This is a genomic window from Actinoallomurus sp. NPDC050550 (assembly GCF_040655075.1).
Classification (GTDB): domain Bacteria; phylum Actinomycetota; class Actinomycetes; order Streptosporangiales; family Streptosporangiaceae; genus Actinoallomurus.
Genome location: NZ_JBFAJC010000038.1, coordinates 37,322 through 63,245, shown reverse-complemented (window position 1 = coordinate 63,245; position 25,924 = coordinate 37,322). Strand labels below are relative to the sequence as shown.

Genomic DNA, 25,924 nt, shown 5'->3' with positions numbered 1-25,924 from the left:
CCAATATATTAGATATTGGTTCGTTCGATACGTCAACACACTGTGTGACATCTGCATCATGCCTGCTCGGCGTGCGTTCATAGGATTTCTCTCGTCACCGGAGCGTGTGCGCACGCGGGGCCGGCATGCGCGTACGTCGTGCACGCGTGCCGGCACACGCCCGGTACGGTTGGCGCGTGCTGACGAACGTCACGGCCACGCGCTATGTGACCCCCCTCCGGGAGGGCGGGTCCCTGCCCGCCATCGTCGAGGCCGACGACCTGGGCACGTACGTCGTGAAGTTCCACGGCGCCGGGCAGGGTCGCAAGGCACTGATCGCCGAGATCATCGCGGGCGAGCTCGGCCGGCGGCTCGGTCTCCGCGTGCCCGACCTGGTGACCGTGGACATCGACCCGGTGATCGCCCGGCACGAGCCCGACCCGGACATCCAGGACCTGCTCAAGGCCAGCCCCGGCCGCAACCTCGGCGTCGACTACCTGCCCGGGTCGCTCGGCTTCGACCCGCTGGCCTGGACGCCCGAGGCCGACTTCGCCGCGTCCGTCCTGTGGTTCGACGCGCTGATCGGCAACGTCGACCGGAGCTGGCGCAACCCGAACCTTCTGGTCTGGCACGGCGACGTCTGGCTGATCGACCACGGCGCCAGCCTGTACTTCCACCACGCGTGGGCCTCGGCGGACAAGCTGGTCTCCCGCCCGTACGACGCGAGCGACCACGTGCTGGCGACCTTCGTCGACGACGCCGGGCTGGCCCGCGCCGCCCGCGACCTGGGCCCGAAGGTCACCGAGGACCTGCTGCGCGAGGTCGTGGCGCTCGTCCCCGAGGAGTGGCTGGCCGGCGAGGCCGGCTTCGACTCCCCCGCCGACGTCGCGGAGGCGTACGTCGGGCACCTGCGCACCCGCGCGACGACACCCGACGTCTGGCTGCCGGAGGTGGGAGACGCCCGGCCGGCGGCCCCCCACGCGGAAGAGCGCCCGTCGGCCCGACCCAAGTGGCTCGCATGAACATCTTCGAGTACGCCGTGCTCCGGGTCATCCCCCGGGTCGAACGCGGCGAGACCATCAACGTCGGGGTGATCCTCTACTGCCAGTCCGAGGACTTCCTCGGCTGCCGGACGCACGTGGACGAGGCGCGACTCCGCGTGCTGTCCTCGGACCTCGACGTCGACGGGGTGCGCGCCGCCCTCAAGGCGGTCGACGACATCTGCTGCGGCGGGCCGCGCGCCGGCCAGGCGGCGGCCGAGTCCCTCGGCGCCCGCTTCCGCTGGCTCACGGCACCGCGCAGCACCGTGGTGCAGCCCGGCCCGGTGCACTCCGGCCTGACCGCCGACGCGGCCGCCGAACTCGACCGCCTGCTCGACGTCCTCGTCCGCTGATCTCCGTCTTCTTTGCCTACCTCGCGGGCGCTCGCGCGTCGGGTCTCCGTCGTCAAGAAGGCACCTCTTCCTCTTCCACGCGGGTTGTCGGCCGTGGTTCGCGGGTGAGAAAGGTCGAGATCCCCCGTTGGAAGTCGTCGAAGGCGACGGGAGGCCCCCCGGCCTGCGCCTTCGCCGCGGCCCACGCCGGCGTGAGCACGGCTCCGACCGCGTGCTTGGCGGCCCGGACGGCCGCGCTGGGATGGCGGGTGATGTTCAGTACGAGCCTGCGGGTGGCCGTGGCCAGTTCCTCGTCCGGCACGCAGCGGGTGGCGAGCCCGAGGCGCACCGCCTCGGGCGCGGGGACGAGACGGCCGGTGTACAGCAGTTCCCGCGCGACGCCCGGCCCGGCGAGCACGGCCAGCCGCGCGGCGAAGGCGGGGCTGACGAGGATGCCGAGCCGCGCGATCGGCATCCCGATCCGTGCGCTCTCCGCCATGACCTGCAGGTCACAGGCGAGGGCGAGCTGGCATCCCGCCCCGGCGGCGACGCCCTCGACCTGCGCGATGACCGGCACCGGCAGGTCCTCGATCGCCGTGAAGGCGGCCTCCATCGCGGCGAAGCTGTCGGCGACGCCGGTGACGTCCGCCTCGACCCATTCCCGCATGTCCGAGCCCGAGCTGAACATGCCGCCCCGGCCGCGGACGACCACCGCCCGCAGATCGTCGTCGCGGGCGAGGTCGCGGAACGTCCGTTCGAGCTCCCGCCAGTCCCTGCTGGACAGCGCGTTGCCGCGACGCCCGTCGCCGACGGCCACCTCGGCCACCTCGACGTCACGGTGCAGTCTGACCTTCATCGGATGGCTCCCTCCTCCCTCATCGCGGCGATCTCCTCCGCGGTCAGGCCGAGCTCGGCGAGGACCTCGTCGGTGTGCTCGCCGAGGCCGGGCGGTGCGGACCGGACGGCCGGCGGCTGCGCCGACAGCTTGATCGGCGAGCCCAGCATGCGCAGCCGTCCCGCTCCTGGGTGCTCGGCCTCGACGACCATCTCCCGGGCCAGCACCTGCGGATGGGAGAGCGCCTCGGGCACGGTGTTGATCGGCCCGGCCGGAACGCCCGCCTCGGTGAGGATCTCCGCCCACTCGGCGCTGGTCCGGGCGGTCAGTGCCTCCTCGAGGAGGGTCAGCAGCTCCTCCCGGTTCTGTACCCGGTCCGGGTTGGTGGCGAAGCGCGGGTCGTCGGCGAGGTGGCCGAGGCCGACGGCGGCCGTGAACCGCCGCCACTGCCCGTCGTTGCCCACGGCGACCATGAGGTGGCCGTCGGCGGTGGGCAGCGCCTGGTAGGGGACGATCGACGGATGGGCGGAGCCGTACCGGCGCGGCGTCTCCCCGGTGGCGAAGTAGCCGCCCGCGACGTACGTCAGCCAGGCGACCTGTCCGTCGAGCAGCGAGATGTCGACGTGCTGGCCACGGCCGGTCTGCCGCCGCGCGTTGAGGGCGGCGAGGACGCCGATGACCGCCCACATCCCGGCCCCGAGATCCGCACCCGACGTCCCCATCCGCACGGGCGGGCCGTCGGGCTCACCGGTCACGCTCATGATCCCGCTCATCGCCTGCGCGACGGCGTCGTACCCGGCCCGTTCGGCGTACGGGCCGGTGTGGCCGTATCCACTGATCGACGCGTACACCAGGCCGGGGTTGCGGGCCGACAGTTCCTCGTAGCCGAGGCCGAGGCGGGCGGCGGTGCCCGGCCGGAAGTTCTCCAGGAGCACGTCGGCGCGGTCGGCGAGCCGCTGGACGACGTCACGGCCCTTCTCCGTCTTCAGATCCACGCTGATGGAGCGCTTGTTGCGGTTGACGGACAGGAAGTACGCCGCGTCGTCCCCCTGGAACGGCGGCCCCCACTGGCGGGTGTCATCGCCTTTCCGGGTGTCCTCGACCTTGATCACGTCCGCGCCGAGGTCGGCCAGGATCATGCTGGCGAAAGGGCCGGACAGGATCCGGGACAGGTCGAGCACCCGCACGCCCGCGAGCGCGGCGTTGAACATCGCGTCTCCAAATTGGTTGGACCAGTGGACCTCAATACCAATGAGGTAGAGTGTCGTCAACCATCCCCAGAGGCGTCAAGAGGGGCGAAGTGTCCGAATCTCTCCGTCCCCTGGCCCGGCCCCGCCTGTACGAACAGGTCGCGGCCCGGCTCCGTGAGTACGTCGCCGACCAGGGCCTGCGAGCCGGGGACCGGATTCCCCCCGAACGTGAGCTCGCCGACCGTCTGCAGGTCAGCCGCACCTCCGTGCGCCAGGCGATCGTCGCCCTCGAGGTCCAGGGACTCATCGAGGTCCGGCACGGCGGTGGCAACTACCTGCTGCGAGACCACCTCGAGCCCGAGCCGATGGAGAATCTCCTCGCCCGCAAGCGGCGGCTTCCGGAGATCCTCGAGGCGCGCGACGCCGCCGAGACCAAGCTGGCGTCCCTCGCCGCCGAGCGCCGCACGGCCGCGGACCTCGCCGCCATCGACGCCGCCCTGGCCGCGATGCGGGCCGCCATCGAACGCGGCGAGCTCGGCGTCGACGAGGACGAGCGGTTCCACGGCGCGGTCATCGCCGCGGCGCGCAGCCCACTGCTCGCCGACTTCATGACCCATCTGTCCCGGGAGATCGCCGAGAGCCGGCGCGAGTCCCTGCGCCAGCCCGGCCGCCCGGCCAACTCACTGCGCCAACACGAGAAGGTCGCCGACGCCATCCGCACCGGCGACCCCACCGCCGCGGCCACCGCCATGCACCACCACGTCCAGAGCGTCGGCGACGTCAAACTCCTGAACTGGACCCCCGAGCACTGACCGGCCCGGGGCGGGCCGACATACTGCGCCCTTCCAGTTAAATGTCGAATCCGGCTCGACGCCGAGGAGCTGGTTCGGTCGATCAAGAACGTCGTCGCGATTCCGCTTTGATGAAGCTCGCGAGTCTCAACCGCGCCCCCGCCGGCGGCCGCCCTCAACTGGCGGCCCTCGGCATGCCCACCATCACCGACGCACCGCCCCCACCACAAGCACGAATCGGTCCGGCGCTTGCCGCGGCGGCGTCCCACCCGGACAGTCTTTTGCGGCCTCGTCATCAAGGCCACGGCTGTCCACCGCCTGGCGGAGGACGAAATCCAGAGGCAAAGGACTGAGACGAAAGATGAAGACAACCCAGAGTCCGACGTGCGTGTTCTGTTCCATCGTTGCTGGCGAGGCGCCCGCCGAGGGCGAGGCGCCCGCCGAGATCGTCCGCGAGTGGCGCGACGCGATCGCGTTTCGGCCGCGGAACCCGGTCACGCCGGGGCACGTGCTGGTGATCCCACGCGAGCACGTCGCCGACGTCGGAACCAAACCGGAGGTGTCGGCCATCGCGATGGCCGCTGCTGCCGAACTCGCCAAAGAACTGCCGTCCGCGAACGTCATCACCAGCCGGGGTGCTGCGGCAACCCAGACGGTGTTCCACCTGCACCTGCACGTGGTGCCCAGGGAGCACGGCGACGGCCTGCCGCTGCCCTGGACCCCCCAGCACGCTGCCGCGCAGCGCGTGTCGGGCTGAACCACCCCAACATGAACGACGCGGTCGTCGACCGCTGAAGTCGCCGACGCACAACCGCTGACCCCGGGGCAACAAGCCCCGGGGTCCGCTCCTTGCCAGAAATCCTTCCGACACCGTCAGTTCGTGCACGCGGGGCGCGAGTTGTTAGCGTGCGTCTTCATCCAAGGCGCGAAAGTCAGGCAGACAGGTGGACAAGGTTCTCATCGCGGGCATCTCCGGAGCCGGGAAGACGACGCTCGCACGGAGGCTGTCCGAACAGTACGGCCTGCCGCGCTATGAACTGGACGCGCTACACCACGGCCCCGGCTGGGTCAGGCGCCCGGAGTTCGAGTCCGACGTGAAAGAGTTCAGCGCGCGGGATCGCTGGGTCACCGAGGACCAGTACCACCGGGCACTCGGCGACCTGCTGTGGGACCGCGCCGACACGGTCATCTGGCTGGACCTGCCCCGCCGTACGGTGATGTGGCGGGTCATCCGGCGCTCCATCGCCCGCTCCATCACCCGACGGCCACTGTGGAACGGCAACAGGGAGAGCTTCCGCGACTGGCTCGACGCCGACCACCCCATCCGCTGGGCCTGGACACAGTACGACCGCCGCCAGCGAGAGACCACCGAACGCACCACCCGCCACCCCACCGTCACCGTGATCCGCCTACACACCGCCCGCCAAGCCCGCCGCTGGCTCACCGGGGCGGGCCGACGCCGCCGAATCGATCGCCGCAACAACCGCGTGAGGTGACGATCAGTCGAACACGTCCTCAAGGGACTCCGCCCGCGCGGCTCGGTCCATCCAGAATGCGAGATAGCCCAACTCCGCGCAGGCCTCGATGCGCTCACGGGCGTCTTCCGGCAAGTCGATCTCTCTAGCGGCCAAAACCGCGAAAAGGGCGCGGGCCCACCCCTTCCGAAGGCCGTCCATCGCGCCCTCCGTCCATCCCTCTGCCCACCCTGTCGCCTTGCCGTGCCCGAAATGTGCACGCGCAAAAGGGCTGTAGACGGGCCACTTGCCAGGCACGATTTCCTCCATGATGCGTCGGACCGCCGAGGCGGCCATATAGCAAGCAGCCTCATAGCTGCAGCAGGGAATGCCGAGAACACCGGTCGTCTGTCAACAGCGGTGATCGGCAGCGACGAGCGCTACTCGTCACTGAAAATGGGGCTCAGCCGAAAAGTTCGTCGACGGTCTTTACGACTGCGGCCCGCTTGAGCCAAGCCTCGATCGCCTGCACATCAGTGCACGCGCTGATGCGCTCGCGGGCACTCTCTGGCACCTCCACGCCCCGGCCGCTCAAGACCATGAGAAGAGCCCTGGCCTCGCCTTCCGTGCGGCCTTCCACCAGGCCTTCTTCTCGGCCTTCCTTGCGGCCTTCTGCTTTGCCGCGGCCGAAGTGTTGCTTTGCGAAGGGGGTGTAGACGGGCCAGGACGTAGAAGACACGAGCTCCTCCAGGATGCGTCGGACCGCCTCGGCGGCCATATTGTAAGCGTACTCAAGGTATTGCGGACCGTAACCGGGCTCAACCAGTTCGAGCGCGTCGACGAACGCCTTCAGCACCGGCTCCTGCCGGCCGTGCATCATCACCCCCATCGCGGCCAGTTCGGGATGAGCCGCAGCCTCGGCCGGGTCAGTGATGATCGGCACGTCATTCGGGCCGAGCACCACGGCCCGGAAGACGTAACCGGGAAGTTCGGTAGCGATCGGCTCGGCGTAGTACGCCGCCGCGTCCGCTTCCGGGCATACGCAGAGCACGGTCACGGGCCGACGGAGCAGCAGCCACAACTGCGCGGCGTACCGGGGCAGCTGTCGTCGTTTTGATGCGGTCTTCTTCTGCTGGACTTCCACGATGATCCCGTGCTGTGCCTCCTGGAAGGGACCCACGGTGATCACCGTGTCCGGCCGGAAATCCTGCGACGGCCGGTTGTTGAAGTCGTTCGACTCGACTTGTACCGGAGCAGTCTCGGGCACCTCGATGCCCTTCAGGTCGCGAAGGACCTCCACGGCGAACTCCGGGTGCTCGCGGAACATACCGTTGATCGCGTCATGTTGGGGGGACGGCACGTCACGGAACGCTACAGCACGATCGCTATAAGTGACACGCTTTTTCGAACTTCGATTCGAACCGGCCCCCGGGCAGGGGTCAGAACATTACGGACATGAAGGTGTCGACGTCGCGGAAGCCGACGCGACGGTAGGTGGCGCGGGCCGGAGTGTTGAAGTCGTTGACGTACAGCGTCACCGCGGGGGCGATCGAGCGCAGCGCCTCGGCGACGACCGTGGCCATGCCGTGCACGGCGTATCGGCGTCCGCGCAACTCCGGGTGGACCCACACGCCCTGCACCTGGCAGGCGAACGGGGTGACGGCGCCGATCTCGGCCTTGAACACGACGCGGCCGTCCTCGATGCGCGCGAAGGCGCGGCGGGCGCGGATGAGCTCGGCCACGCGTGCGCGGTACAGCACGCCCCCGTCGCCCGACTGCGGGGAGACCCCGACCTCCTCGGTGAACATCGCGACGCAGGCCGGGTACAGGATGTCGAAGTCGTTCATGGTGACGCGGCGCACGGCCGGGTCGGACTCGACGGGCGGCGGCGCCATCGTCGACATCACCGGCTGCGCGGCGCGGACGGCGCGGGGTGAGCCCCAGGACGGGCGCAGGGCGTTCCACATCTCGGTGACCGCGGGCACCGGGCCGACGATGGAGGAGCAGCGGCGCCCTTGGGAGCGGGCGCGCTCGGCGAAGTGGCGGGCGGCCTCCCGGTCGGCCGCGACCGGGACGAGGTTGGCGCCGGAGTAGCAGAGGGACGTCAGGCGGCCGCCGCGGTGGAATCCCCAGACCTCGGCGCCGAGCCGTCCCGGGTCGACGCCGGCGGCGTACACGCGGGATCCGACGAACACGTTGGAGACCGGATCGGCGTCCAGGATCTCCAGCACTGCGTCACGGTGGCGGTCGTCCAGGAGGCGCACCGGGGACGTGCGCAGCATCGGACTCACGTTGTCTCCCGGGCTGTGGATCCGGTCTTCGGTGACGCGGATCGCCGTGACGACACGTTAGCTCCGCTCACCCTGTAAGGGTACGGGAGGCTCCCGCCAAGATCGGCAACCAGGTCCGGCACGCCGCCGTTCCCAACAGAACGCGAAGGACCCCCGGCCGGAGCCGGGGGTCCTCACGACCAGATCCCGATCAACGGGATCCCCCTACGGGACTTACGGACGGCCGATGAGCGGCCGGGCGGGCGCCTTCGGGGCGATCGACCGGGCCGCGTTGTCCGTCGGGACCGGGTCCGGAAGCGCCTTGCAGGTCGCGTCCGGTCCGCTGCCCGGCTTGTTCTTGGGCAGCGTGCCGGTGCTCAGGTAGGCCGCGACCTTGTCGTCGAGGCACGCGTTGCCGTTGAGCGTGTTGGCGTGGGTCTTGCCGCCCTGCTCGGCGACCAGGCGAGAGGGCAGCAGCTTGTGCATCTCCACACCGCCCGGGTACGGCGTCGCCGCGTCGAGCGTGGACTGCACGAGGAGCGCGGTCGCCATTCCCTTGGCCTTGATCTTCAGCGCCGGGCCGCCCTGGAACGGCCAGTACGCGATCGGCGCGTTGAACCAGACGTTGCTCCACGTGTTGAAGTGGTAGCCCTGCTTGTAGAGCTTCGCGGCGTCGTTGTGCCACTTGCTCCAGTTACGGGGCCACTTCGCGTCCGCGGCCTGGACGGCGTTGTAGACGGCGAAGCCGTTGTCGTCGGCGGTCTTGATGTAGTTCGTGTAGAGCCCGACGAGCCCGGAGGCGTCGTTCTTGGTGGCGAACGCCGAGAACGCGTCGGCGACCGGCTGGTACCAGCCGGTGCTGTAGCCGGCGTTGAGGAAGGTGTCGTCGAGTTCGTCGCCGCCGAGCTTGCCTCCGATCGGCTTGGCGAAGGCGGCGGCGCGGACGCTGTAGTACTTCTTCTCCACTGCGGCCTCGGTCGTGCCGAGGTGGTAGCGCGAGTCGTACTTGGCGATCCAGCCGAAGACGAACTTGATGTTCCGCTCGAACGCCTTGTCCTGCGACAGCTGCGCGTCGTACCAGACCTCACGGACGTCGACGTTGCCGTCGAGCACCATGTGCTTCACGCGCTTGGGGAAGAGCGTGCCGTACGTCGCGCCGAGGTAGGTGCCGTACGAGAAGCCGTAGTAGCTGATCGTCTTCTGGCCCAGGGCGGCGCGGATGGCGTCGATGTCGCGGGCCGCGTCGGTGGTGCGCAGGTGCGGCAGCAGCCAGCCGTACTTCTTGGCGCAGTCCTTGGCGTACGCCTTGGACCTGGCCTTCCAGGCCGCCTCCGCCTTCGCCGAGTGGGGGACGTAGTCCGCGCGGATCGGGTCGGAGTAGTGCGGGTCGCAGGTCAGCGCCGGCTTGCTGGATCCGACGCCGCGCGGGTCGAACCCGATGATGTCGTACTGCGCCGGGATCTCCTTGTGGCCCACCCCGGTGAACCAGCTCGCCATCGAGCCGGCGAGGTACAGGCCGCTGCCGCCGGGACCGCCGGGGTTGGCGATCAGGGCGCCCTTGTAGTGCTTGGTGTCGGTGTGCTTGAGCCGCGACACCGCGATCGAGATCTTCTTGCCCTTCGGGTGCCGGTAGTCCAGCGGCACCGTCAGCTGCCCGCACTCGGCCTTGGCGAGGGAGGGCTGGTCGGCCGGGCACTTCGACCAGGCGATCTTGGCGGCCGCCTGCCCCGTCTCCGCCTGCGCCGGTACGGCCACCGCCGCGCCGGAGAGTCCGACGCCCGCCGCAGCGGTGATGACCATGAGTCTCTTCACATGACCCCCTTGCGCACGGGCTCGCGAACGGGCCCGCACTGGTAGGAATGCGAAGAATTGTGGCGCTAGGGAGAAAAGGGACGGAAGAGACTCAAGCAACTGTTGTTGGATCGTGACGGCTCGCCCGTTGCGGCCGCCGAAAAGCACCGTCCCCGGCGACCGGAACGGCCACCGGGGACATCGATCGGAATCGCCGGGAACGCCGGCGTCAGCGCCTCATGGTCGGCGCAGCACCGGCGGGAACCACTCCGTGGTCAGCCCGCGCGCCGCCACGGTGGACGGCGGCACGGGTTCCGGCAGGCGCGCGCAGTGCGACTGGTTCGCCGGAAGGGCTCCGGTCGCGAGGTAGGCGGCGAACTTGTCGTCGACGCAGGCGTTGCCGCGTTCCACGACGCCGTGCGTCCGGCCGCCGTCCTCGATCACCAGCCGGGATCCCTTGAGCCGCCGGTTCATCTCCAGCCCGCCCGCGTACGGAGTCGCGGCGTCGTCGGTCGCCTGGAAGAGCAGGACGGGAGGCAGGGCCGAGACGCCGCCGATGTCGATCGGCCGGCCCGCCCTGGCCGGCCAGAAGGCGCACGGCGCGTTGTACCAGGCGTTGGACCACGTCTCGAACCGGTACCCCTGGGCGTACAGCCTCCGATTGTCCTGCCGCCACCGGGCCCAGTCCCGGGGCCACGCGACGTCGGTGCACTGCACGGCGTTGTAGACGGCGTAGCCGTTGTCGTCCGTCGTCGCGCCGAACGTCGTGTAGGCGTTGACCAGCGGCGCCGTGTCACCGGCCTTGTAACGGGCCAGGGCGCTCGCCAGGAGCGGCCAGTACGACCCGAGATCGATGTACCCGGCGACCAGGAAGGCGTCGTCGAGTTCGTCGGCGCCCACGATTCCCCCTGCCGGAGCGGCCGCGAGCTTCTCCTGAGTCGCGTAGTAGAAGTCACGGACCGCCCGCTGGGTGGTGCCGAGGTGGTAGATCGCGTCGTACTTGGCGATCCAGCCGAAGAGCGCGTCGATGTTCCGTTCGAACGTCCGATCCTGGTCGAGGTTGTCGTCGTACCAGACGCCGCTGGGCCGGACGTTGCTGTCCAGCACCATGCGCCGGACCCGGGTCGGGTACAGCGTGGCGTACACCGCGCCGAGGTACGTCCCGTACGACGCCCCGAAGTAGTTGAGTCTTCTCTCGCCCAGCGCGACGCGGATGGCGTCCATGTCCTCGACGGTGTCGATCGTCCGCATGTGCGGCAGCACCGACCGGTACTTCTGCCCGCAGGCCGCCGCGTAGGCCGCCGACTTCCGCAGCCAGGTCGTCTCGATCGGCCCCGTGCGCGGCACGTAGTCGGGCCGTACGGGCTTGAAGTAGCCCGTGTCGCAGCTGAGCGCGGGACTGCTGGCGCCGACGCCGCGCGGGTCGAAACCGACGACGTCGTACGCGGCCTTGAGGTTCGCCGGCAGCCGGCTCGCGACGCGCAGCGCGAAGTCGCGGCCCGCGCCGCCGGGTCCGCCCGGGTTGACCAGCAGTGCGCCCTGGTAACCGGTCGTCCCGGTATGCCTGGCCCGGGACAGGGCGAGGGTGATCTGCGGACCGCGGGGAACGGCATGGTCGAGCGGCATCTTCAGCGTGGCGCACTCGAGTCCGCTGAGGCTCTCCTCGGCGCACGGCGACCAGGTCAGGCCCGCGGCGGGCTGGGCGGGACGCGCCTGCGCCGTGAGCGGCGCGAGGCTCAGCGCGACCAACCCGGCTCCGACGGTGGCCGACGTGATGGCGAGCGTGTTCACGTAACCCCTTTCACACGGGGAGCGCAGGAGCTCCCCGCCGTGCGTGACGCACGATGGTGGTGATTCCGGAACGCGGCCGGGAGGGGCGCGGCCATGACCGGCCAGGTCAGAGCGCCGCCGCGAATTACGAGAGCCCCCGGTCGGCAGGACCGGAGGCTCTCGAGACTCTACTCAGTGCGCCCTACTTCGCGATCGCCGCCGCGTCGGCGTTCGCGGAAGTCGCCTTCGCGGAGGCGCTGCCCGGTACGGGCAGCGGCGGGGCGTCGCACCGCGCGTCCGCACCGGGCTTGTTCGGCGGCAGCGCGCCCCAGCCCAGGTAGGCGGAGACGAGGTTGTTCGCGCAGGTGTCACCGTTCGGGGTCAGCGCCACGCCGTGGTTGATCCCGCCGTTCTCGACCAGCAGGCGGGAGTTCGGGAAGCGCTTGTGCACCTCGACGCCACCGGCGTACGGGGTGGCCGCGTCGTTCGTGGCCTGGACGATGAGGATCGGCGGCAGGCCCTTCTTGCCCTTGATGGTCACCGGGGTGCCGCCGGGCACCGGCCAGTACGCGCACGGCGCGTTGTACCAGGCGTTGCCCCAGGTCAGGAACTTGTTGCCCTGCTTGTAGAGCCGCCAGTTGTCGCGGTCCCACTTCTTCCAGTCGGTGGGCCACTGCCGGTCCACGCACTGCACGGCGTCGTAGACGGCGTAGTTGTTCTGGGTGAGGAAGTCGTTGGTGGGGAAGCCACCCCACGCGTCGAGCAGCGGCTGCGCGTCGTGCTTGACGAAGTAGTCCGACAGCGCCTGCGCGTGGTCCGTCCAGGTGTAGTCGCGGTAGGCGTCAGCCTGGAACGTGTCGTCGAACTCGTCCGGGCCGAGCTGCCCGTTGACCGGGGTCTTGGCGAGCGTCGCGCGGACCTTGTAGTAGTTCGCCTTCACGGCGTCGTGCGTCGCGCCGAGGTGGTACACCGAGTCGTACTTGGCGATCCAGGTCAGGAAGGTCTTGAAGCGCTTCTGGAAGGCGACGTCCTGGTCGAGGTTGTCGTCGTACCAGACCCCGCTGGGCCGTACGACGCTGTCCAGGACCATGCGGCGCACGTGGGTCGGGAACAGCGACGCGTAGACCGACCCGAGGTACGTCCCGTAGGAGTAGCCGTAGTAGCTGATCTTGTGCTGGCCGAGCGCGGCGCGGATCGCGTCCATGTCGCGCGCCCAGTTGGCGGAGGTCATGTACTTCAGCGCCGAGCCGTAGCGGCGGCCGCAGTCCTGCGCGTACGCCTTCGCCTTCGCCCGCCAGGCCAGCTCCTCCTTCTTGGAGGCCGGCGTGTAGTCGGGGCGGGCCTTGCCGGGCGCCTGGAAGGACGGGTCGCAGATGATGCCCTTGCCGCTGCCGTCGATCGAGCTCGCACCGACGGCGCGCGGGTCGAAGCCGATCCAGTCGTACGTCGCGCCGACGGACGTCGGCAGGCCGTACGTGCCCTTGGCGAAGCGGGTGGGCAGGTCACGGCCGTGGCCGCCCGGCCCGCCCCGGTTGAGCAGCACGATGCCCTGGTAGTGCTGGGTATCGGTCGCCTTGGCGCGCGTCAGTGCGAGCGTGATCTGCCGGCCGTGCGGGTGGGCGTAGTCGAGCGGGACCTTCAGCGTGCCGCACTCCAGGCCCTGCAGATTCTTGCCCTCGATCGGGTCGTTGGCCGGGCACGGAGTCCACGCGACTCCGGCGGCCACGGCCGGCGCGGACTCTCCCGCCGGGGTCGGCGTGGGCGTCGCCTGTCTCCCGGCGGCTCCCACCGGCCCCACTCCGATGAGGGCCAGGCCGGTCGCGGCCGTGACCACTACGAGCTTCTTCACTTGTCCCCTCCTCTGCGCGGACTCCCCACTGAGCCCCGCAATTCGGTGGATGCCGGGGCATTGTGCGCGTGTGACGGGTGGGGTGATCAAGGGTAAGGAATCAAGGATGCCGAATCGTGACAAATGCCGAAACGTCCGCTTTGGCGGCGGACGAGGTGATTCATCAGTGAATCGGAAAAGGTGACGGCCCTCCCGGAGCAGTTCCGGAAGGGCCGTAAAAGGCGTCTGTAAAAGGCCTCAGGAGACGGAGACGTCGGCGCCCGGGCCCTCGCCGGTGACGTCGATGCCCATCTCCTCGGCGATGCGGACGGCCTCCTCGATGAGGGTCTCGACGATCTGCGACTCGGGCACCGTCTTGATGACCTGGCCCTTCACGAAGATCTGGCCCTTGCCGTTGCCGGAGGCAACGCCGAGATCGGCCTCGCGGGCCTCGCCCGGGCCGTTCACCACGCAGCCCATGACGGCGACCCGGAGCGGCACCGGGAAGTCCTTCAGCGCGGCCGTGACCTCGTCGGCCAGGGTGTAGACGTCAACCTGCGCGCGCCCGCAGGAGGGGCAGGAGACGATCTCCAGGCCGCGCTCGCGGAGGTTCAGCGACTCCAGGATCTGGATGCCGACCTTGACCTCCTCGACCGGGGGCGCCGACAGCGAGACCCGGATGGTGTCGCCGATGCCCTCGGCCAGCAGCGCGCCGAACGCCACCGCCGACTTGATCGTGCCCTGGAACGCCGGGCCCGCCTCGGTCACGCCGAGGTGCAGCGGGTAGTCGCACCGGGCTGCGAGCTGGCGGTACGCGTTGATCATCACGACGGGGTCGTTGTGCTTGACCGAGATCTTGATGTCCCGGAAGTCGTGCTCCTCGAACAGCGAGCACTCCCACAGCGCCGACTCCACGAGCGCCTCGGCCGTCGCCTTGCCGTACTTCTCCAGCAGGCGCTTGTCCAGGGACCCGGCGTTCACGCCGATGCGGATCGGCACGCCCGCGTCCTTGGCGGCCCGGGCGATCTCGCCGACCTTGTCGTCGAACTTCTTGATGTTGCCCGGGTTGACCCGCACCGCCGCACAGCCCGCTTCGATCGCGGCGAAGACGTACTTCGGCTGGAAGTGGATGTCGGCGATTACCGGGATCTGCGACTTGCGGGCGATCGCGGGCAGCGCGTCGGCGTCGTCCTGGGACGGCACCGCCACCCGTACGATCTGACAGCCGGATGCGGTCAGCTCGGCGATCTGCTGCAGGGTCGCGTTGACGTCGGCGGTCAGGGTCGTGGTCATCGACTGGACCGACACCGGAGCGTCACCGCCGACCGGCACCGACCCGACCATGATCTGGCGCGACTTACGGCGCGGAGCGAGCGGCCTGGGCTTGGCCTGCGGAATTCCAAGATCGACGCTCATCGGCAACGCGGCGCGGAGCCTATGCCCCGTACGCCGCGCCCTCCTTCCAGTGGGTGCTCGGCAGTAAGACCAAGCCTAGGCAACTGGCGGGGATGCTGCACACGCCAGGGCCTACTGGGGAAGTTTGAGGGGATTTATTAGGTCGGCAAGGATCAACAGAACACCCAGGCCCACCAGGAGGACGACGAAGGCGTACGTCACGGGCATGAGCTTGGTCAGGTCGACCGGGCCCGGATCGGGCCGGGCGCGCAGGCGGAAGATCCACGCCTTGATCCGTTCGTAGCAGACGACCGCCAGGTGGCCGCCGTCCAGCGGGAGCAGCGGGATGAGGTTGAGCAGCCCGACGAACAGGTTGAGCGACGAGACCAGCAGCAGGAACATGCCGATCTTCGTGCGCCAGCTGTCGCTGGAGGAGAACACCTGGCCCGAGACCTGGGCTCCGCCCACGACGCTGCCCGCCTGGCCGCCCGGAGTGTTGGCCCGCTCTCGGGAGAACAGCTTCGGGATCGCCTTCGGGATGTCCACGACGATGCCGCCGATGGAGGCCGCCATCTGGCCGGTGAACCGGCCCGCGAAGCGCAGCGACGCCACCGGCCCCAGGGTGCGGATGCGCGGAGCCGGTTCCACCCCGAGATAGCCGTGCCCGTCCGACCGCCCGATCCGGACCCACACGGTCCTCCGGGATCCCTGCCGTTCGACCAGGACCGGCACGGCGGTGCCCGGCGGGGTCCGCTGGATCAGGGCGGCCAGGCCGTTCCACTCGCGCACGGGCGTCCCGGCGAACGAGACGACGCGGTCCCGCGCTCGCAGACCCGCCGCCGAGGCCGGCGAGATCGGATCTCGGGTCGTGCAGACGCCACCGCTCGCCGGGACACACGGCGAGACCCTGCGTACGAGCGTGGTGGCGTTCCTGCCGTCCGGGACGCCCACCGCCACCGCGAGGACGAACAGCAGCAGGAACGCGAGGACGATGTTGATCACAACGCCCGCCACGATGACGATCGCCCGCCGCAGCGCCGGCTGGCGGTAGAACGCCCGCGGCTCGTCGGCGGGCGCGACCTCCTCCAGCGGGGTGTAGCCGACGATCCTCACGAAGCCGCCGAGCGGGATGCCCTTGACCCCGTACTCCGTCTCGCCCCGGCGACGCGACCACAGCGTCGGGCCGAAACCCACGAAGAACTGCGTCGCCTTCATGCCGAAGCGCTTGGCCGTCACGAGATGCCCCGCCTCGTGCAGCACCACCGAGACGAGCAGCGCGAGGATGAAGGCCAGCGCCCCGAGCAGATAGGTCAACCAGACGTCAGCTCCCGTGCCCGGGTCCGCGCCCACCGATCGGCGGCGAGCACGTCGTCCACGGTGAGCCCGCCGCCCGGATCGTCCCTGATCAGGGGGCCCGGACCGTTCGTGTGCTCGGACACTACCCGCGCGACCGTATCCACAATCGCCGGGAACGCCAGCCTTCCGGCGAGAAATGCGGCGACGCACTCCTCGTTCGCGCCGTTGTAGACCGCGGGCGCCGTTCCCCCGGCCTCACCGACCTCCCGGGCCAGCCGCACGGCGGGGAACGCCTCGTCGTCCAGCGGGAAGAACTCCCACGTGGACGCCCGCGACCAGTCGAGGGCGGGCGCGGCGTCGGGCACCCGGTCGGGCCAGCCGAGGCCGAGGGCGATCGCCAGGCGCATGTCCGGCGGGCTCGCCTGCGCGATCGTCGACCCGTCCGTGAACTCCACCATCGAGTGAACGATCGACTGCGGGTGCACGACCACCTCGATCCGGTCGAACGGCACATCGAACAGCAGGTGGGCCTCGATGACCTCCAGACCCTTGTTGACGAGCGTCGCGGAGTTGACCGTGACCAGCGGCCCCATCGCCCACGTGGGATGGGCGAGGGCCTGCTCGGGCGTGACGTCGGCCAGGTCGGCGCGGGTCCGCCCCCGGAACGGCCCACCGCTGGCGGTGACGACCAGCCGGCGCAACTCGCCGCGGGTCCCTCCGCGCAGGCACTGGGCCAGCGCGGAGTGCTCGGAGTCGACCGGCACGATCTGACCCGGCTTGGCCCGGCGCTTGACCAGCGGACCGCCGATGATGAGCGACTCCTTGTTCGCCAGGGCGAGCGTACGCCCGGCGTCGAGGGCGGCCAGCGTGGAGCTCAGACCGGCCGCGCCGTCCACGGCGTTGAGCACGATGTCGCACGGCCAGGCGGCGACCTCGGCGATCGTCCCCGGCCCGGCGAGGAGCCTGGGCAGGCGATAGTCCCCTGAGGAGTAGCCCCGTTTCTGGGCCTCGGCGTAGAGCGCGAGCTGGAGGTCCTCGGCCACCGACCCCTTCGCGACGGCGACCACGTCGGGCCGCAGGTCGAGGACCTGACGGGCGAGCAGGTCGACCCGGCCTCCCCCAGCGGCCAGCCCGGTCACCCGGAAGCGGTCGGGGTTGCGCCGGATCACGTCGATGGCCTGGGTGCCGATCGACCCGGTCGAACCGAGGATCACGACATCTCTGCGGGCGGCTGCGGACGGGCTGTCGTCAGGCATCACGCCCCCCATTGTCCCCTGCCCCGAACCACCCCCGGCCGACCACCACCCGACACCCCCGCCGCCCGCCAACGCCGCCGCCCACCCACCTCCACCGAACGACCGACGCCCGCCGCGCACCTATACCCAGGATCCGCCAAAGGCCCACCGCCGCCCAACGGCCGACGGCGGTCGGCCGCCGATGCGCCCCGGTGGCCGATCGCGATAACGCCGCGAATCGGAGCACGCCGTTCATATGACAATTTCTCTCCGTAGTCAGGTGAACACGCTTCGCGCTAGGGTTCCGGCCAAGTCTCTCGATCGCGGCCGTTTCCCCGTGGCGACCGCAGAAGGGCACAAGGGTCATGAAGAACTCCCCTCGCGTCGCGGCCGCGTCGGCGGCGGTCGGCGCGCTCCTGTCGGTCCCCCCGGCCCACGCGGCACAGGCCGATCCGGCACGCCCCGCCCTCCGCGCGGCGGCCTCCTCTGGCGCCGGCCGTACCGGCTCCCATCCCGTACGCGCCGGGCTCAGGGCTCCGCGCCGCGGCCATCCCGGCGCGTCCTTCGGTCACCGCGGCCGGACGGCGGTCCCCGGCCTCCCCGGCGCGCCGTCCCTCCCCGTGCGTTCCGGGGCTCCCGCCCTCGGTGACCAGGACGTGCCTCCGGCCGTCCACCCGATGGCGGCGTCCCAAATCACCCGCGATCGGCTCGAGCGCTGGTGGACGCCCGACCGCATGCGCCGCGCGGACCCGTTGGACGACCTCGCCGCCATCCCGATGACCTGGCGGCCCGTCCCCGCCGGACGCCCGTCCGAGACGCCGGCGACGAAGCCGTCCACCGGGGCCGCCTGGGTCTCCGGCGGCAAGGTGGCCCAGACCACCGGCCGGGTGTTCTTCACCTACCAGGGGCATCCCGCGTCGTGCTCGGGCAACGCGGTCACCAGCGCGAACCAGAGCACGGTCATCACTGCGGGGCACTGCGTGCGGCTCGACGGCGCCTGGCACACCGACTGGGTGTTCGTGCCCGGCTACCACAACGGTCAGGCACCCTACGGGAAGTGGACCGCCATGCGGACGCTCACCACGGCCCAGTGGGAGGCCCGTGAGGACCTCGACTACGACGTCGGCGTCGCCACCGTCGCCCCGCTGAACGGCCGCAGGCTGACCAGCGTGGTCGGCAGCCAGGGCATCGCGTTCAATCAGAACCGCCACCGGCCGATGCACGCCTTCGGCTACCCCGCCGGGGCCCCGTACGACGGATCCAAGCTGACCTACTGCGGCGGAACACCCAAGGACGACCCGGGCAAGACCCACGACCTCGGGCTGACGTGCGACATGACCTCCGGTTCCAGCGGCGGTCCCTGGTTTCTGGGCTTCGACGAGAAGACCGGCGTCGGCATGCAGAACTCCGTCAACTCCTTCAAGTACGACGCGATGCCGAACGTCATGTTCGGGCCGTACTTCGGCACCGCCATCCAAGCCCTCTATGACAAAGCACAGAACATCTGATCGAGGGCATCGCTTTACGCCCAGTCACGATGCGACCACGCATGGTCCTGCAAACTTTCGATCCATGCCCACGTCCGCCCGCATCGTCTGCGCCGTGTCCACCATCGGAGCCCTCCTCGGCACGCTCGGCACCGGGGCGCCCGGCCCCGCGCCGGGCGTGGCGGGGGTGACCGACCACGTGATCGCGGCCAAGCGGTCGGCGATCCTGCGGTACTGGACCGTGCGGCGGATGCTGCGCGCCGTGACCCCTCCCGAGCGGCCAAGGCACCGACCGCCGGCGGGCCCGCCGCCGGTGAACCCGCTGGCCACGGCCGACGTCGGCTCTCCCGTCGGCTCCCCCCTTGGCCCCGCGGGCCGACGGGCCGTCGCTCCGGCGGTGCCGCGCGCGCACGCAACCGATACGCCGGTCCCGTACGCAACCGGCACCCGGGACCGGCGTACCACCGACACCCCGGGCCGGCAGGGCGCCGCCACGACCGACCGGCAGGCCATCGACGCCGCGGGCGGGCACACCGTCCACGGTGCTCCCGGCTCGCCCTGGATCTCATCCGGCGCGGTGCGGGTCACGACCGGCAAGGTGTTCTTCACCATCAACGGCGGCGACTACGTGTGCTCGGCGGGCACCATCGCCGGCGCCAACCGCGACCTCGTCGTCACGGCCGGCCACTGCGTGCAGGACGCGGCGGGAGCCTGGGCCCGCAACTGGCTCTACGTCCCCGGATACGACCAGGGCCGCCGACCGTACGGCGCGTTCACCGCCAGGCACCTGTTCGTTCCGGCCGCCTGGTCCGGACGGCACGACGAGAACAGCGACGTCGCGATCGTGGCGCTGGCCGCGGCCGGCGGCCGCCACGTCACCGACGTGGTCGGCGCCCAGACCGTCGCGTTCGACCAGCCGCGGGGCGCCGTCGTCTACGGCTTCGGCTACCCCACCGGGGGCCACTATGACGGTGAGCGGCTGGCCTACTGCAGCGGCCGGACCTATCCCGACCGCCATCGGCTCACGCAGGACCAGGGCCTGCGCTGCGACATGTCCGAGGGGGCGAGTGGCGGTCCGTGGCTGGCCGGTTTCGACCTCGTGACCGGCAGGGGCGTGGTCACCTCGGTGAACAGCTTCAAGTACTCCGATGATCCGGCGACGATGTACGGCCCGTATTTCGACGCGGCCGTCCGTCGGGTGTACGAACAGGCCCAGCACGCGTGAACTCGGAAAGTTGAACGGCGGGGAGGTGTGGCCTCCCCGCCGCCTATTAGGCGCCTCCCTTCAGGAGCGCGTGTTGTTGTCGGTGCCCGCCTCGGTGCCTTCCCCGGCCGCGGCCGGCTGCTCTGCACCGTGCCGGCGCTTCGTTTGGGCACGCACGGCCCGCACCGCGTCCGTGAGACGTACGCCGTAGCGAGCCATGACCCCTTCTTCGAGCTGCGGCTTGACCTTGGCCCTCTCTTCGGGGCCGAGCACGGTCGCCGTGGACTGCGCCACGGACGGCGCCGCCTCGGCCGCGGGGTTCTGTCCTTCGGCCGACGACCCCAGAAGGAAGACCGCCGACACTCCACCCCCGGAGATCAACAAGTTTGCGACGATCGGCCAGGCCGACGTGGCCTGGTGCAGGACCGCGATCTGGACCAAGAGGCTGATCGGCGATCCGAGCGGCTGGAGCGCCGCGTAGACGGCGCCGGGCAGCCGCTTCGCCGCGACGTTGTTGAGCAGCGTGGGCAGGGTCATCCACGTGAAGCCGAGGAGGGCGACCTGAAGCAGCAGCCTCCACTGGGTCCATCCCCCGCCGAGGCCCTGCCCCGTGGCGAGAGACGCGCCGTAGGCACCCCCCAAGAGGAGCCCTCCGCCGACCAGATGGCTGATCGCTGCAATCGCCATGCCCTCCGCCGCGCCCCCCTTCCTGTTCGCAGCCTTCTGGAAGAGGAACGTGAACGTTCCCAGTGCGATCGCTCCCAGGACGGCGACAGCGATACCGATCAGCCCGCTGTGCCCCTGACCGGACGCGAACGAGAAGATGACGAACCCGCCCAGGGTCAGGACGGTCGGGATCCGCCAGCCCTTCCCCCTCGCCTTCAGGATCATCACGGCCAAGGTCCCGAGTCCCATGATCGGGACGACCGTCCCCACATGGATCATCGAGCTCGCAATCGCGAACGCCCCGTTCGTCGCGGCACTCGCGACACCGATCCCGGCCCCGAGCCACCAGAAGGCGGCGTCCTTTTTCCGCAGCATGCCCGCCGGGGCGACCACGGTGAAGATCAGGGCTCCGGAAAAGAGCATCGCCAGCCCCATGGGGAAGATCCCCCCCATCGCGCTGAGCTTGGCCCCTGCGGTCCCCGAGCACACCAGGGACACCAGGACGGTGATCAGGCCGACGAGAAGGTCCCGCCGGACGCTGAGCTTGTGTTGGATCCTCGCGATCGCTGCGAACAGCAGCGAAAGCGGGGCGATGAGGCCGACGAGTCCTCGCCGGCTGTTGGTGCCGCGCTGAGCAGCGGCCTTGTTACGTGACATGACTTCCTCCGCGTCACGGTGCAAGGAGCTCAGGCGACGGCCGGCTCCTTGTCACCTGTGTGGTTACTGATGACAAAGAGCCGAGAGTGCTCTTTTTTCTTTTGTGTTGCGATTATAATCGCGAGTCAACGTTCTTGGAAGAATGAGATTCGACGGACCTGCCAGGGGCCCGGTCCGGACGGCAGGTCGCCCGCTGACCTGCGGATCACGGTATTCGGGGCACAACCTGCGCTATTCGGGAACCTCAAAGGAGCTGCTGCCGCAGGCGAGCTAAGGTTCCTGACCAGCCTCCGGGCGTGGGGATACGCCAGGGCACACGCCGGCCGGTGGTACGAGTTCGGGCCCGTCAGCTGTTGTTCTTGTGCCAGAGACGTTTCATCGTCTCCTGCGCCTCGGCGGGCGAGTCGAAGATGCGGGGCGCACGGTCCAGCACCGTCTTCAGGTCGTCGGCGGAGCAGACCCATACCCCTTTCGCCGTCGCGAAGGGCCGGTTCGTCATCCCCGGCACGCAGACGACCGCCAGCACGGGCTTGCGGCCTAGCGCGTCGGACAGCCGACGAGCCTGAAACGCGGCCTGCCCGGTAGGGTTCTTGGGCAGCACACGACGTCCGACCCGCATGGTGTCGCCGTCGACGGCCACCTCACCGTGCCCGGTCTTCACCTCGACGGCCGCGGCACCGCGGCCCGCGGTGAAGACCACCGCGTCACAATCGCCTCCCCGGGCACCGAGCATGATGCCGTACGCTGCCGCGATCGAGCCGGTACGCCGGATCACCGCGCGTACGTCCCGCTCGGAGCGCGCGCCGATCGCGGCCTTGCCCGCCTGCCGCAGGACCCGCCGGGAACGGGTCCAGGTGTACCAGCAGCCGCCGGCCGCGGCCGCCGCCACGACGGCGGCCAGCGCCCGCAGCGGGGCCACGCCGGTGTACGCGACCCCGACGAGCGCGCCGACCGCGACGAGCGCCAGTGCTACCGCGGCGGCCCCGTACAGAGTGCCTTCTCCCCGTCGCCGCCACATCTGCCGGGAGACGAAGCCGCCGGCCCGTCCGACCTCATACATTGGCGTTCGCTCGCTCGGGGAGCAGCCAGCCGCGCAGGTCGGCCGCCGCCCGGGTCTGGATCAGTACGTGACCGGGGCCGTGGAACTCACCGACCCACAGCTCACCGGTGAGCACGGCCTTGAGCGGTCCGCCGAGCGGCCCGCTCTTCATCTTCATCCCCGCCGACCAAGCCACCAGGTGTCCAGAGTCGACGATCAACTGTTCCCCTCGGGGGACTTCGATGTGCTCGATGCCTCCGCACGTGGCGAGGGCGACCTGGCCGGTACCCGCGAGGCCGACGGCGGTCAGTCCCTCATGCATCAGAAGCGGTGTGGTCCCGGACGATCGGGTCGTGACGTCCACCGTCGTGGCGTAGGCGAGGACCGAACCGGTGTGCGCCCTCAGCGGGCCGGTCTGACCGACGTCGAGCACGGCGACGTCACCCGGGAACGGGGGCACCGCCCGTACCCAGCCTCCGCCGCGACGGCCGGCGGTGTACTTGGCGACGACCAGGGTCTGCTCGGCGAGCAGCTTGCGGGTCAGGCCCCTGGCCAGGCCACCGCCGCCGAGCGTCGCGGTCACCGATACGTTCCCGGAGAGCGCGGCCATGGAGGATCGTTCGGCGAAGACCGATTCGCCGGCTGCGAGCCGGCAGACGGCGGCGGCATAGGCCAGTCCACATGAGGTGTCGATGTGCAAGGTTCTCCCGGCTCGATCAGGCGCCGCGCGCTCGCTCGCGGCGCATCCGTTCGGCGTCGGCACGGCGGGGGGTCGGCCGGCCCTTCGGTTGCCGCGGGTCTCGAGGGCCGCCGCCCGAGGCTCTCGAACGGCGTGCCCGCTTCGATGACCGCCGGTCGAGACGGCGCCACAACGCCTTGATCCAGACGAGGCTCTGCGAAGTGCCGTCACGCGCCAGATCGCGGGTACCGCGCACGACGGCCAGGACGAGCCCGGCGATCATGAAGTTCACCAAGGTCGCGAGGCCCGCCGCCTCTCCCCACGTGGCCGCCTGCCGGACGCTGCATCGGCTGGTGCCGAGCTCGCCGGGGCAGGCGTTGGGGATCATGACGACGAGCATGCCCACGATCGCGGCGATGGCACAGAGTACGGCGGTGGCGGTGAACCTGCCCACCGTCTTCTTCCAGCGGCGGTGCAGCCGCACGGTGGCGCGGATGGCCGCGGCCGCGGCGATCCCGGCCGCCGCGACGGCCGGCAGGTCCGCGGGCCTGAGATGAAGGCTGCCGCCATACTCAAGGCGGAACAGCCCCAGGGACACCCCGGCCAGGCCCAGCCCGAGGAGCACGATGATCGCGGTTTCCGTCGCGACCGCCCGCGATCGCACCGTCATATCCGCTGCCGCTCGTACCACTGGAGTTCCTGGGACCGCATGGGCATGGCCACGTACGCGACTCTGCTGTCCGGTTTGTTGACGCGGAGATAGCCCTCACCGGTGCCCAGATCGCGCAGTTCTTTCGCGGAGACGATGAACTCCTCGCGCATGACGGATCTCAACTCGGCGGGCCCTGGCGTCTTGTCGACGCGCTCGGACGTCTCGTTGTTGTCCCGCATGCCGAGGAACTCAGCGCACTTTTCCGCAGACTCCGGGGACGATTGGGCCATGGCGATCAGCCAGTTGATGTTCTGGGTCAGCCGGGACCAGTCATCACCGTCTTTGTCGATCCAGTCCGTCGGGCCCTGAGTGCAGAGGATCATATTGAACAGCGCGGACCGGACTCGCGACAGCATGTTCATCGCGATGTCCCGGGCGATGAAGTTCGCCTCGTCGACCACGATCAGCCGCGGCCGGTCCTTGGGCGCGCGGCCCTGGATGCGCTGGGCCGCGTAGACCGACAGGCGTTGCAGCGAGGACGAGGAGAGAATCTTGGCCATGTCCGGCTGTCCGAGCGAGTTCAGCCCGATGTAGGTGAGACCCTCGAGCCGGACGTCGATCATCCTGCGGTCGCCGCCGGGGATGAGGATGCGCCGCCCCGCGCCGGAGTCGTACAGGCCGGTCAGCTTCGTGCCGAAGCTGGCCGCCGACTTGGCCTCGTCGCCGCTTGGTGAGAGCACGTTGGTGTAGCGGTCCTTGCAGTAGCCGATGCCCTCCGCGGCGTCGATGGCGACGACTCGCTCCTTGACGGCGTTCTTCATGGTGGTGCCGCGTTCCATGATCTTGCCGAGCTCGAGCATCGTCGGCGGCTGGAAGCGGTCCGGCGCCACGTCGGCGGCCTGGTGGCAGAGCTGCACGACCTGCTGAAGAACCTTCCGGTTCAGTGCCCGCCAGTACGCGTCGTCGAACTCGACCAGCGACATGATCGTGTCGAAGACCTCATCCGCGCTCATGTCGGCGAGCACGTTGAACCAGTACTTCGGATCTTCGTCGCCCAGCGCGATCTCCTGGAGCGGCACGTCGTGTACCCCGGAGTAGGCACGCAGGAAGTCGCGCAAGCCGCCCGGCTCCGTGTCCTCCTTCATGTCGATGACGGTGACGTCGAAGCCTATGTCGAGCGCCGCTCCGATGATCCACATCAGAGTGACGGTCTTGCCGCTGCCGGTGGAACCGACCACGCACCCGTGCATGCCCATCTCGTGGGTGCTCAGCCAGACCGGCCGGCCCTTGGCGCCCAGCCCGATCGGGATGGATTTTGCCTTGATCGGCATCCTGCGGGACTTCTCCGTCGCGTACGGGCCTCGGACCGCGGGGATGTCCCGCAGGGTCACCGTGCCGGACACGTTCCGCTTCAGCGACTCCCGTCGGCTCTTCCTAGGCGTAAGCGACTCCTCAACCAGCTTCTTCTGGCGCAGCCAAGTGCCGTTGAGCAAGTCCTCCACCAGCTTCAAACGGCGCAACAGGAAACCCAGAGTCGAGGTCTGCGCGCCACTGCCGACCCGGCCGATGGGCGAGCCGAAGACGACGCCCGCGCTGCCCGCCAGCACGACCGCCAGGCAGAGCAGCACGGTGACCGGCACCTGCGCGGGGCTCGCCTTTCCGACGTTGATGAAGCTGAGCAGCCAGTATCCGTAGCTGAGGGCATTGGCCTTGAGGTACCAGGCGAATCCGACCAGACCGCCGGCCGCCATGATGATCCAATCGCGGCGGGCGAGCAAGCGACGCAGCAGGAAGAAGATCACTGAAGCGCACACGGCCGGGACCAGCGCCAGGATCGCGACGGCGAGGCCGACGAGACCGATGGCCGCGAAGAGATAACCGGTGCTGTCTTCAGGCTCCCCGGGCCGCCTCATCCCCCGGTCCATGTCCATATCGTGGGCCACGCATACCTCCTTCCGCTCGGAGACCGCCGTCAGCCCGTGACACTGCCGGCGCTGTCGAAGACCTTCTGGATCAGGCCACCCATGAAGCCGACGGCGGAGACGGTGATGTCAAGCCTGAACAGCATGCCGCTGATTACGAGGCCCCAGAAGAAGACCTTGACGCCCTCGCCCGGCCGGCCGTTGGTGGCGCTCTTGACCATCTTGAAGGTGACGACGACCATGATGATGACCGCGCCGGCGCCGCAGAGTCCGATGACGGCGGTGCCGATCGTGGATTGCAGGAAGTTGGTGGCGCCGGAGCCGCCGTCGCTGGTGCCGCCACCGCCGCTGGGGATGGTGGTGGCGAGAACGCGGTGCAGCTCGCTGATCTTCATAGTGTTTCCTCTGGGTT

At 69.9% G+C, this 25,924-nt stretch carries 24 protein-coding genes; 7 read left to right on the top strand and 17 right to left on the bottom strand.

Annotated features, from left to right (window positions below; genetic code table 11):
- The first annotated feature begins 176 nt into the window (after positions 1-176).
- Together AB0I04_RS37840 and AB0I04_RS37835 are read left to right on the top strand one after the other, a co-directional pair.
- Positions 177-1,001, top strand: a complete 825-nt coding sequence (locus AB0I04_RS37840) for a HipA family kinase (protein WP_360896065.1) — start codon at positions 177-179, stop codon at positions 999-1,001.
- Complete coding sequence (locus AB0I04_RS37835; RefSeq protein ID WP_360896062.1) at positions 998-1,372, top strand: DUF3037 domain-containing protein; 375 nt, start codon at positions 998-1,000, stop codon at positions 1,370-1,372. The genes AB0I04_RS37840 and AB0I04_RS37835 overlap by 4 nt, the downstream gene beginning before the upstream one ends.
- 52 nt (positions 1,373-1,424) lie before the next feature.
- Here the strand turns inward: AB0I04_RS37835 and AB0I04_RS37830 are convergent, their stop codons facing one another.
- Together AB0I04_RS37830 and AB0I04_RS37825 are read right to left on the bottom strand one after the other, a co-directional pair.
- Positions 1,425-2,207 carry an enoyl-CoA hydratase/isomerase family protein gene (locus AB0I04_RS37830; RefSeq protein WP_360896059.1) on the bottom strand — a complete coding sequence of 261 codons (783 nt, stop codon included), beginning with the start codon at positions 2,205-2,207 and terminating at the stop codon, positions 1,425-1,427.
- Entirely contained in the window at positions 2,204-3,397 is a 1,194-nt protein-coding gene (locus AB0I04_RS37825) for a CaiB/BaiF CoA-transferase family protein (protein WP_360896056.1), read from the bottom strand. The genes AB0I04_RS37830 and AB0I04_RS37825 overlap by 4 nt, the downstream gene beginning before the upstream one ends.
- Before the next feature lie 89 nt (positions 3,398-3,486).
- Here AB0I04_RS37825 and AB0I04_RS37820 point away from each other — a divergent pair, with 89 nt between their 5' ends.
- From AB0I04_RS37820 to AB0I04_RS37810, 3 genes are all read left to right on the top strand, one after another.
- Positions 3,487-4,188 (top strand): FadR/GntR family transcriptional regulator, encoded by a 702-nt coding sequence (locus AB0I04_RS37820; protein WP_360896053.1) that lies wholly within the window; start codon positions 3,487-3,489, stop codon positions 4,186-4,188.
- A gap of 340 nt (positions 4,189-4,528) precedes the next feature.
- Positions 4,529-4,924 carry an HIT domain-containing protein gene (locus AB0I04_RS37815; protein WP_360896050.1) on the top strand — a complete coding sequence of 132 codons (396 nt, stop codon included), beginning with the start codon at positions 4,529-4,531 and terminating at the stop codon, positions 4,922-4,924.
- Positions 4,925-5,111: 187 nt separating this feature from the next.
- Positions 5,112-5,663, top strand: coding sequence for a hypothetical protein (locus AB0I04_RS37810; RefSeq protein ID WP_360896047.1), 552 nt, complete (start codon positions 5,112-5,114; stop codon positions 5,661-5,663).
- A gap of 3 nt (positions 5,664-5,666) precedes the next feature.
- On the opposite strand, the gene AB0I04_RS37805 is transcribed toward AB0I04_RS37810, so the two are convergent.
- The 9 genes from AB0I04_RS37805 to dxr all read right to left on the bottom strand — a co-directional run bounded on the left by AB0I04_RS37805 (position 5,667) and on the right by dxr (position 17,227).
- Positions 5,667-5,843: a hypothetical protein gene (locus AB0I04_RS37805; RefSeq protein WP_360896045.1), complete on the bottom strand. Its 177-nt coding sequence runs from the start codon at positions 5,841-5,843 to the stop codon at positions 5,667-5,669.
- Positions 5,844-6,084: 241 nt separating this feature from the next.
- Entirely contained in the window at positions 6,085-6,981 is an 897-nt protein-coding gene (locus AB0I04_RS37800) for a hypothetical protein (protein WP_360896042.1), read from the bottom strand.
- Positions 6,982-7,060: 79 nt separating this feature from the next.
- Positions 7,061-7,903 (bottom strand): GNAT family N-acetyltransferase, encoded by an 843-nt coding sequence (locus AB0I04_RS37795; RefSeq protein WP_360896185.1) that lies wholly within the window; start codon positions 7,901-7,903, stop codon positions 7,061-7,063.
- Between the two features lie 222 nt (positions 7,904-8,125).
- Positions 8,126-9,703, bottom strand: a complete 1,578-nt coding sequence (locus tag AB0I04_RS37790) for an alpha/beta hydrolase (protein WP_360896039.1) — start codon at positions 9,701-9,703, stop codon at positions 8,126-8,128.
- 216 nt (positions 9,704-9,919) lie between these two features.
- On the bottom strand, positions 9,920-11,473 hold the full coding sequence (locus AB0I04_RS37785) for an alpha/beta hydrolase (protein ID WP_360896036.1): 1,554 nt from the start codon (positions 11,471-11,473) through the stop codon (positions 9,920-9,922).
- A 181-nt stretch (positions 11,474-11,654) separates the two neighbouring features.
- Positions 11,655-13,301 (bottom strand): alpha/beta hydrolase, encoded by a 1,647-nt coding sequence (locus tag AB0I04_RS37780; RefSeq protein WP_360896033.1) that lies wholly within the window; start codon positions 13,299-13,301, stop codon positions 11,655-11,657.
- 237 nt (positions 13,302-13,538) lie between these two features.
- Positions 13,539-14,696: a flavodoxin-dependent (E)-4-hydroxy-3-methylbut-2-enyl-diphosphate synthase gene (ispG, locus tag AB0I04_RS37775; protein ID WP_360896030.1), complete on the bottom strand. Its 1,158-nt coding sequence runs from the start codon at positions 14,694-14,696 to the stop codon at positions 13,539-13,541.
- Positions 14,697-14,807: 111 nt separating this feature from the next.
- Positions 14,808-15,989: a site-2 protease family protein gene (locus AB0I04_RS37770; RefSeq protein WP_360896027.1), complete on the bottom strand. Its 1,182-nt coding sequence runs from the start codon at positions 15,987-15,989 to the stop codon at positions 14,808-14,810.
- On the bottom strand, positions 15,986-17,227 hold the full coding sequence (dxr, locus tag AB0I04_RS37765) for a 1-deoxy-D-xylulose-5-phosphate reductoisomerase (protein ID WP_360896182.1): 1,242 nt from the start codon (positions 17,225-17,227) through the stop codon (positions 15,986-15,988). The genes AB0I04_RS37770 and dxr overlap by 4 nt, the downstream gene beginning before the upstream one ends.
- A gap of 344 nt (positions 17,228-17,571) precedes the next feature.
- Between dxr and AB0I04_RS37760 the strand changes: the two genes are divergently transcribed.
- Together AB0I04_RS37760 and AB0I04_RS37755 are read left to right on the top strand one after the other, a co-directional pair.
- On the top strand, positions 17,572-18,714 hold the full coding sequence (locus AB0I04_RS37760) for a peptidase (RefSeq protein WP_360896024.1): 1,143 nt from the start codon (positions 17,572-17,574) through the stop codon (positions 18,712-18,714).
- A gap of 94 nt (positions 18,715-18,808) precedes the next feature.
- Positions 18,809-19,918 (top strand): trypsin-like peptidase domain-containing protein, encoded by a 1,110-nt coding sequence (locus AB0I04_RS37755; protein WP_360896022.1) that lies wholly within the window; start codon positions 18,809-18,811, stop codon positions 19,916-19,918.
- Positions 19,919-19,978: 60 nt separating this feature from the next.
- Here AB0I04_RS37755 and AB0I04_RS37750 read toward each other — a convergent pair whose 3' ends face one another.
- The 6 genes from AB0I04_RS37750 to AB0I04_RS37725 all read right to left on the bottom strand — a co-directional run bounded on the left by AB0I04_RS37750 (position 19,979) and on the right by AB0I04_RS37725 (position 25,907).
- Positions 19,979-21,220 carry a hypothetical protein gene (locus tag AB0I04_RS37750; RefSeq protein ID WP_360896019.1) on the bottom strand — a complete coding sequence of 414 codons (1,242 nt, stop codon included), beginning with the start codon at positions 21,218-21,220 and terminating at the stop codon, positions 19,979-19,981.
- 346 nt (positions 21,221-21,566) lie between these two features.
- Positions 21,567-22,280 (bottom strand): NERD domain-containing protein, encoded by a 714-nt coding sequence (locus tag AB0I04_RS37745; protein ID WP_360896017.1) that lies wholly within the window; start codon positions 22,278-22,280, stop codon positions 21,567-21,569.
- Positions 22,273-22,959: a TIGR00266 family protein gene (locus AB0I04_RS37740; protein ID WP_360896015.1), complete on the bottom strand. Its 687-nt coding sequence runs from the start codon at positions 22,957-22,959 to the stop codon at positions 22,273-22,275. The genes AB0I04_RS37745 and AB0I04_RS37740 overlap by 8 nt, the downstream gene beginning before the upstream one ends.
- Positions 22,960-22,975: 16 nt before the next feature.
- Positions 22,976-23,602: a hypothetical protein gene (locus AB0I04_RS37735; protein WP_360896012.1), complete on the bottom strand. Its 627-nt coding sequence runs from the start codon at positions 23,600-23,602 to the stop codon at positions 22,976-22,978.
- A gap of 2 nt (positions 23,603-23,604) precedes the next feature.
- The gene (locus AB0I04_RS37730) at positions 23,605-25,533 is read right to left on the bottom strand and encodes a helicase HerA-like domain-containing protein (protein WP_360896009.1); all 1,929 of its coding nucleotides are present in this window, start codon (positions 25,531-25,533) and stop codon (positions 23,605-23,607) included.
- Positions 25,534-25,562: 29 nt separating this feature from the next.
- Positions 25,563-25,907 carry a hypothetical protein gene (locus AB0I04_RS37725; protein WP_360896006.1) on the bottom strand — a complete coding sequence of 115 codons (345 nt, stop codon included), beginning with the start codon at positions 25,905-25,907 and terminating at the stop codon, positions 25,563-25,565.
- Between the last annotated feature and the right edge of the window lie 17 nt (positions 25,908-25,924).

What these genes read in the sequence shown, in the direction of transcription:
- AB0I04_RS37835 (WP_360896062.1), top strand. Translation starts at nt 998, where the DNA reads ATGAACATCTTCGAGTACGCCGTGCTCCGGGTCATCCCCCGGGTCGAA.
- AB0I04_RS37830 (WP_360896059.1), bottom strand. Translation starts at nt 2,207, where the DNA reads ATGAAGGTCAGACTGCACCGTGACGTCGAGGTGGCCGAGGTGGCCGTC.
- AB0I04_RS37825 (WP_360896056.1), bottom strand. Translation starts at nt 3,397, where the DNA reads ATGTTCAACGCCGCGCTCGCGGGCGTGCGGGTGCTCGACCTGTCCCGG.
- AB0I04_RS37815 (WP_360896050.1), top strand. Translation starts at nt 4,529, where the DNA reads ATGAAGACAACCCAGAGTCCGACGTGCGTGTTCTGTTCCATCGTTGCT.
- AB0I04_RS37805 (WP_360896045.1), bottom strand. Translation starts at nt 5,843, where the DNA reads ATGGACGGCCTTCGGAAGGGGTGGGCCCGCGCCCTTTTCGCGGTTTTG.
- AB0I04_RS37795 (WP_360896185.1), bottom strand. Translation starts at nt 7,903, where the DNA reads ATGCTGCGCACGTCCCCGGTGCGCCTCCTGGACGACCGCCACCGTGAC.
- ispG (WP_360896030.1), bottom strand. Translation starts at nt 14,696, where the DNA reads ATGAGCGTCGATCTTGGAATTCCGCAGGCCAAGCCCAGGCCGCTCGCT.
- dxr (WP_360896182.1), bottom strand. Translation starts at nt 17,227, where the DNA reads ATGCCTGACGACAGCCCGTCCGCAGCCGCCCGCAGAGATGTCGTGATC.
- AB0I04_RS37760 (WP_360896024.1), top strand. Translation starts at nt 17,572, where the DNA reads ATGAAGAACTCCCCTCGCGTCGCGGCCGCGTCGGCGGCGGTCGGCGCG.
- AB0I04_RS37750 (WP_360896019.1), bottom strand. Translation starts at nt 21,220, where the DNA reads ATGTCACGTAACAAGGCCGCTGCTCAGCGCGGCACCAACAGCCGGCGA.
- AB0I04_RS37745 (WP_360896017.1), bottom strand. Translation starts at nt 22,280, where the DNA reads ATGTATGAGGTCGGACGGGCCGGCGGCTTCGTCTCCCGGCAGATGTGG.
- AB0I04_RS37725 (WP_360896006.1), bottom strand. Translation starts at nt 25,907, where the DNA reads ATGAAGATCAGCGAGCTGCACCGCGTTCTCGCCACCACCATCCCCAGC.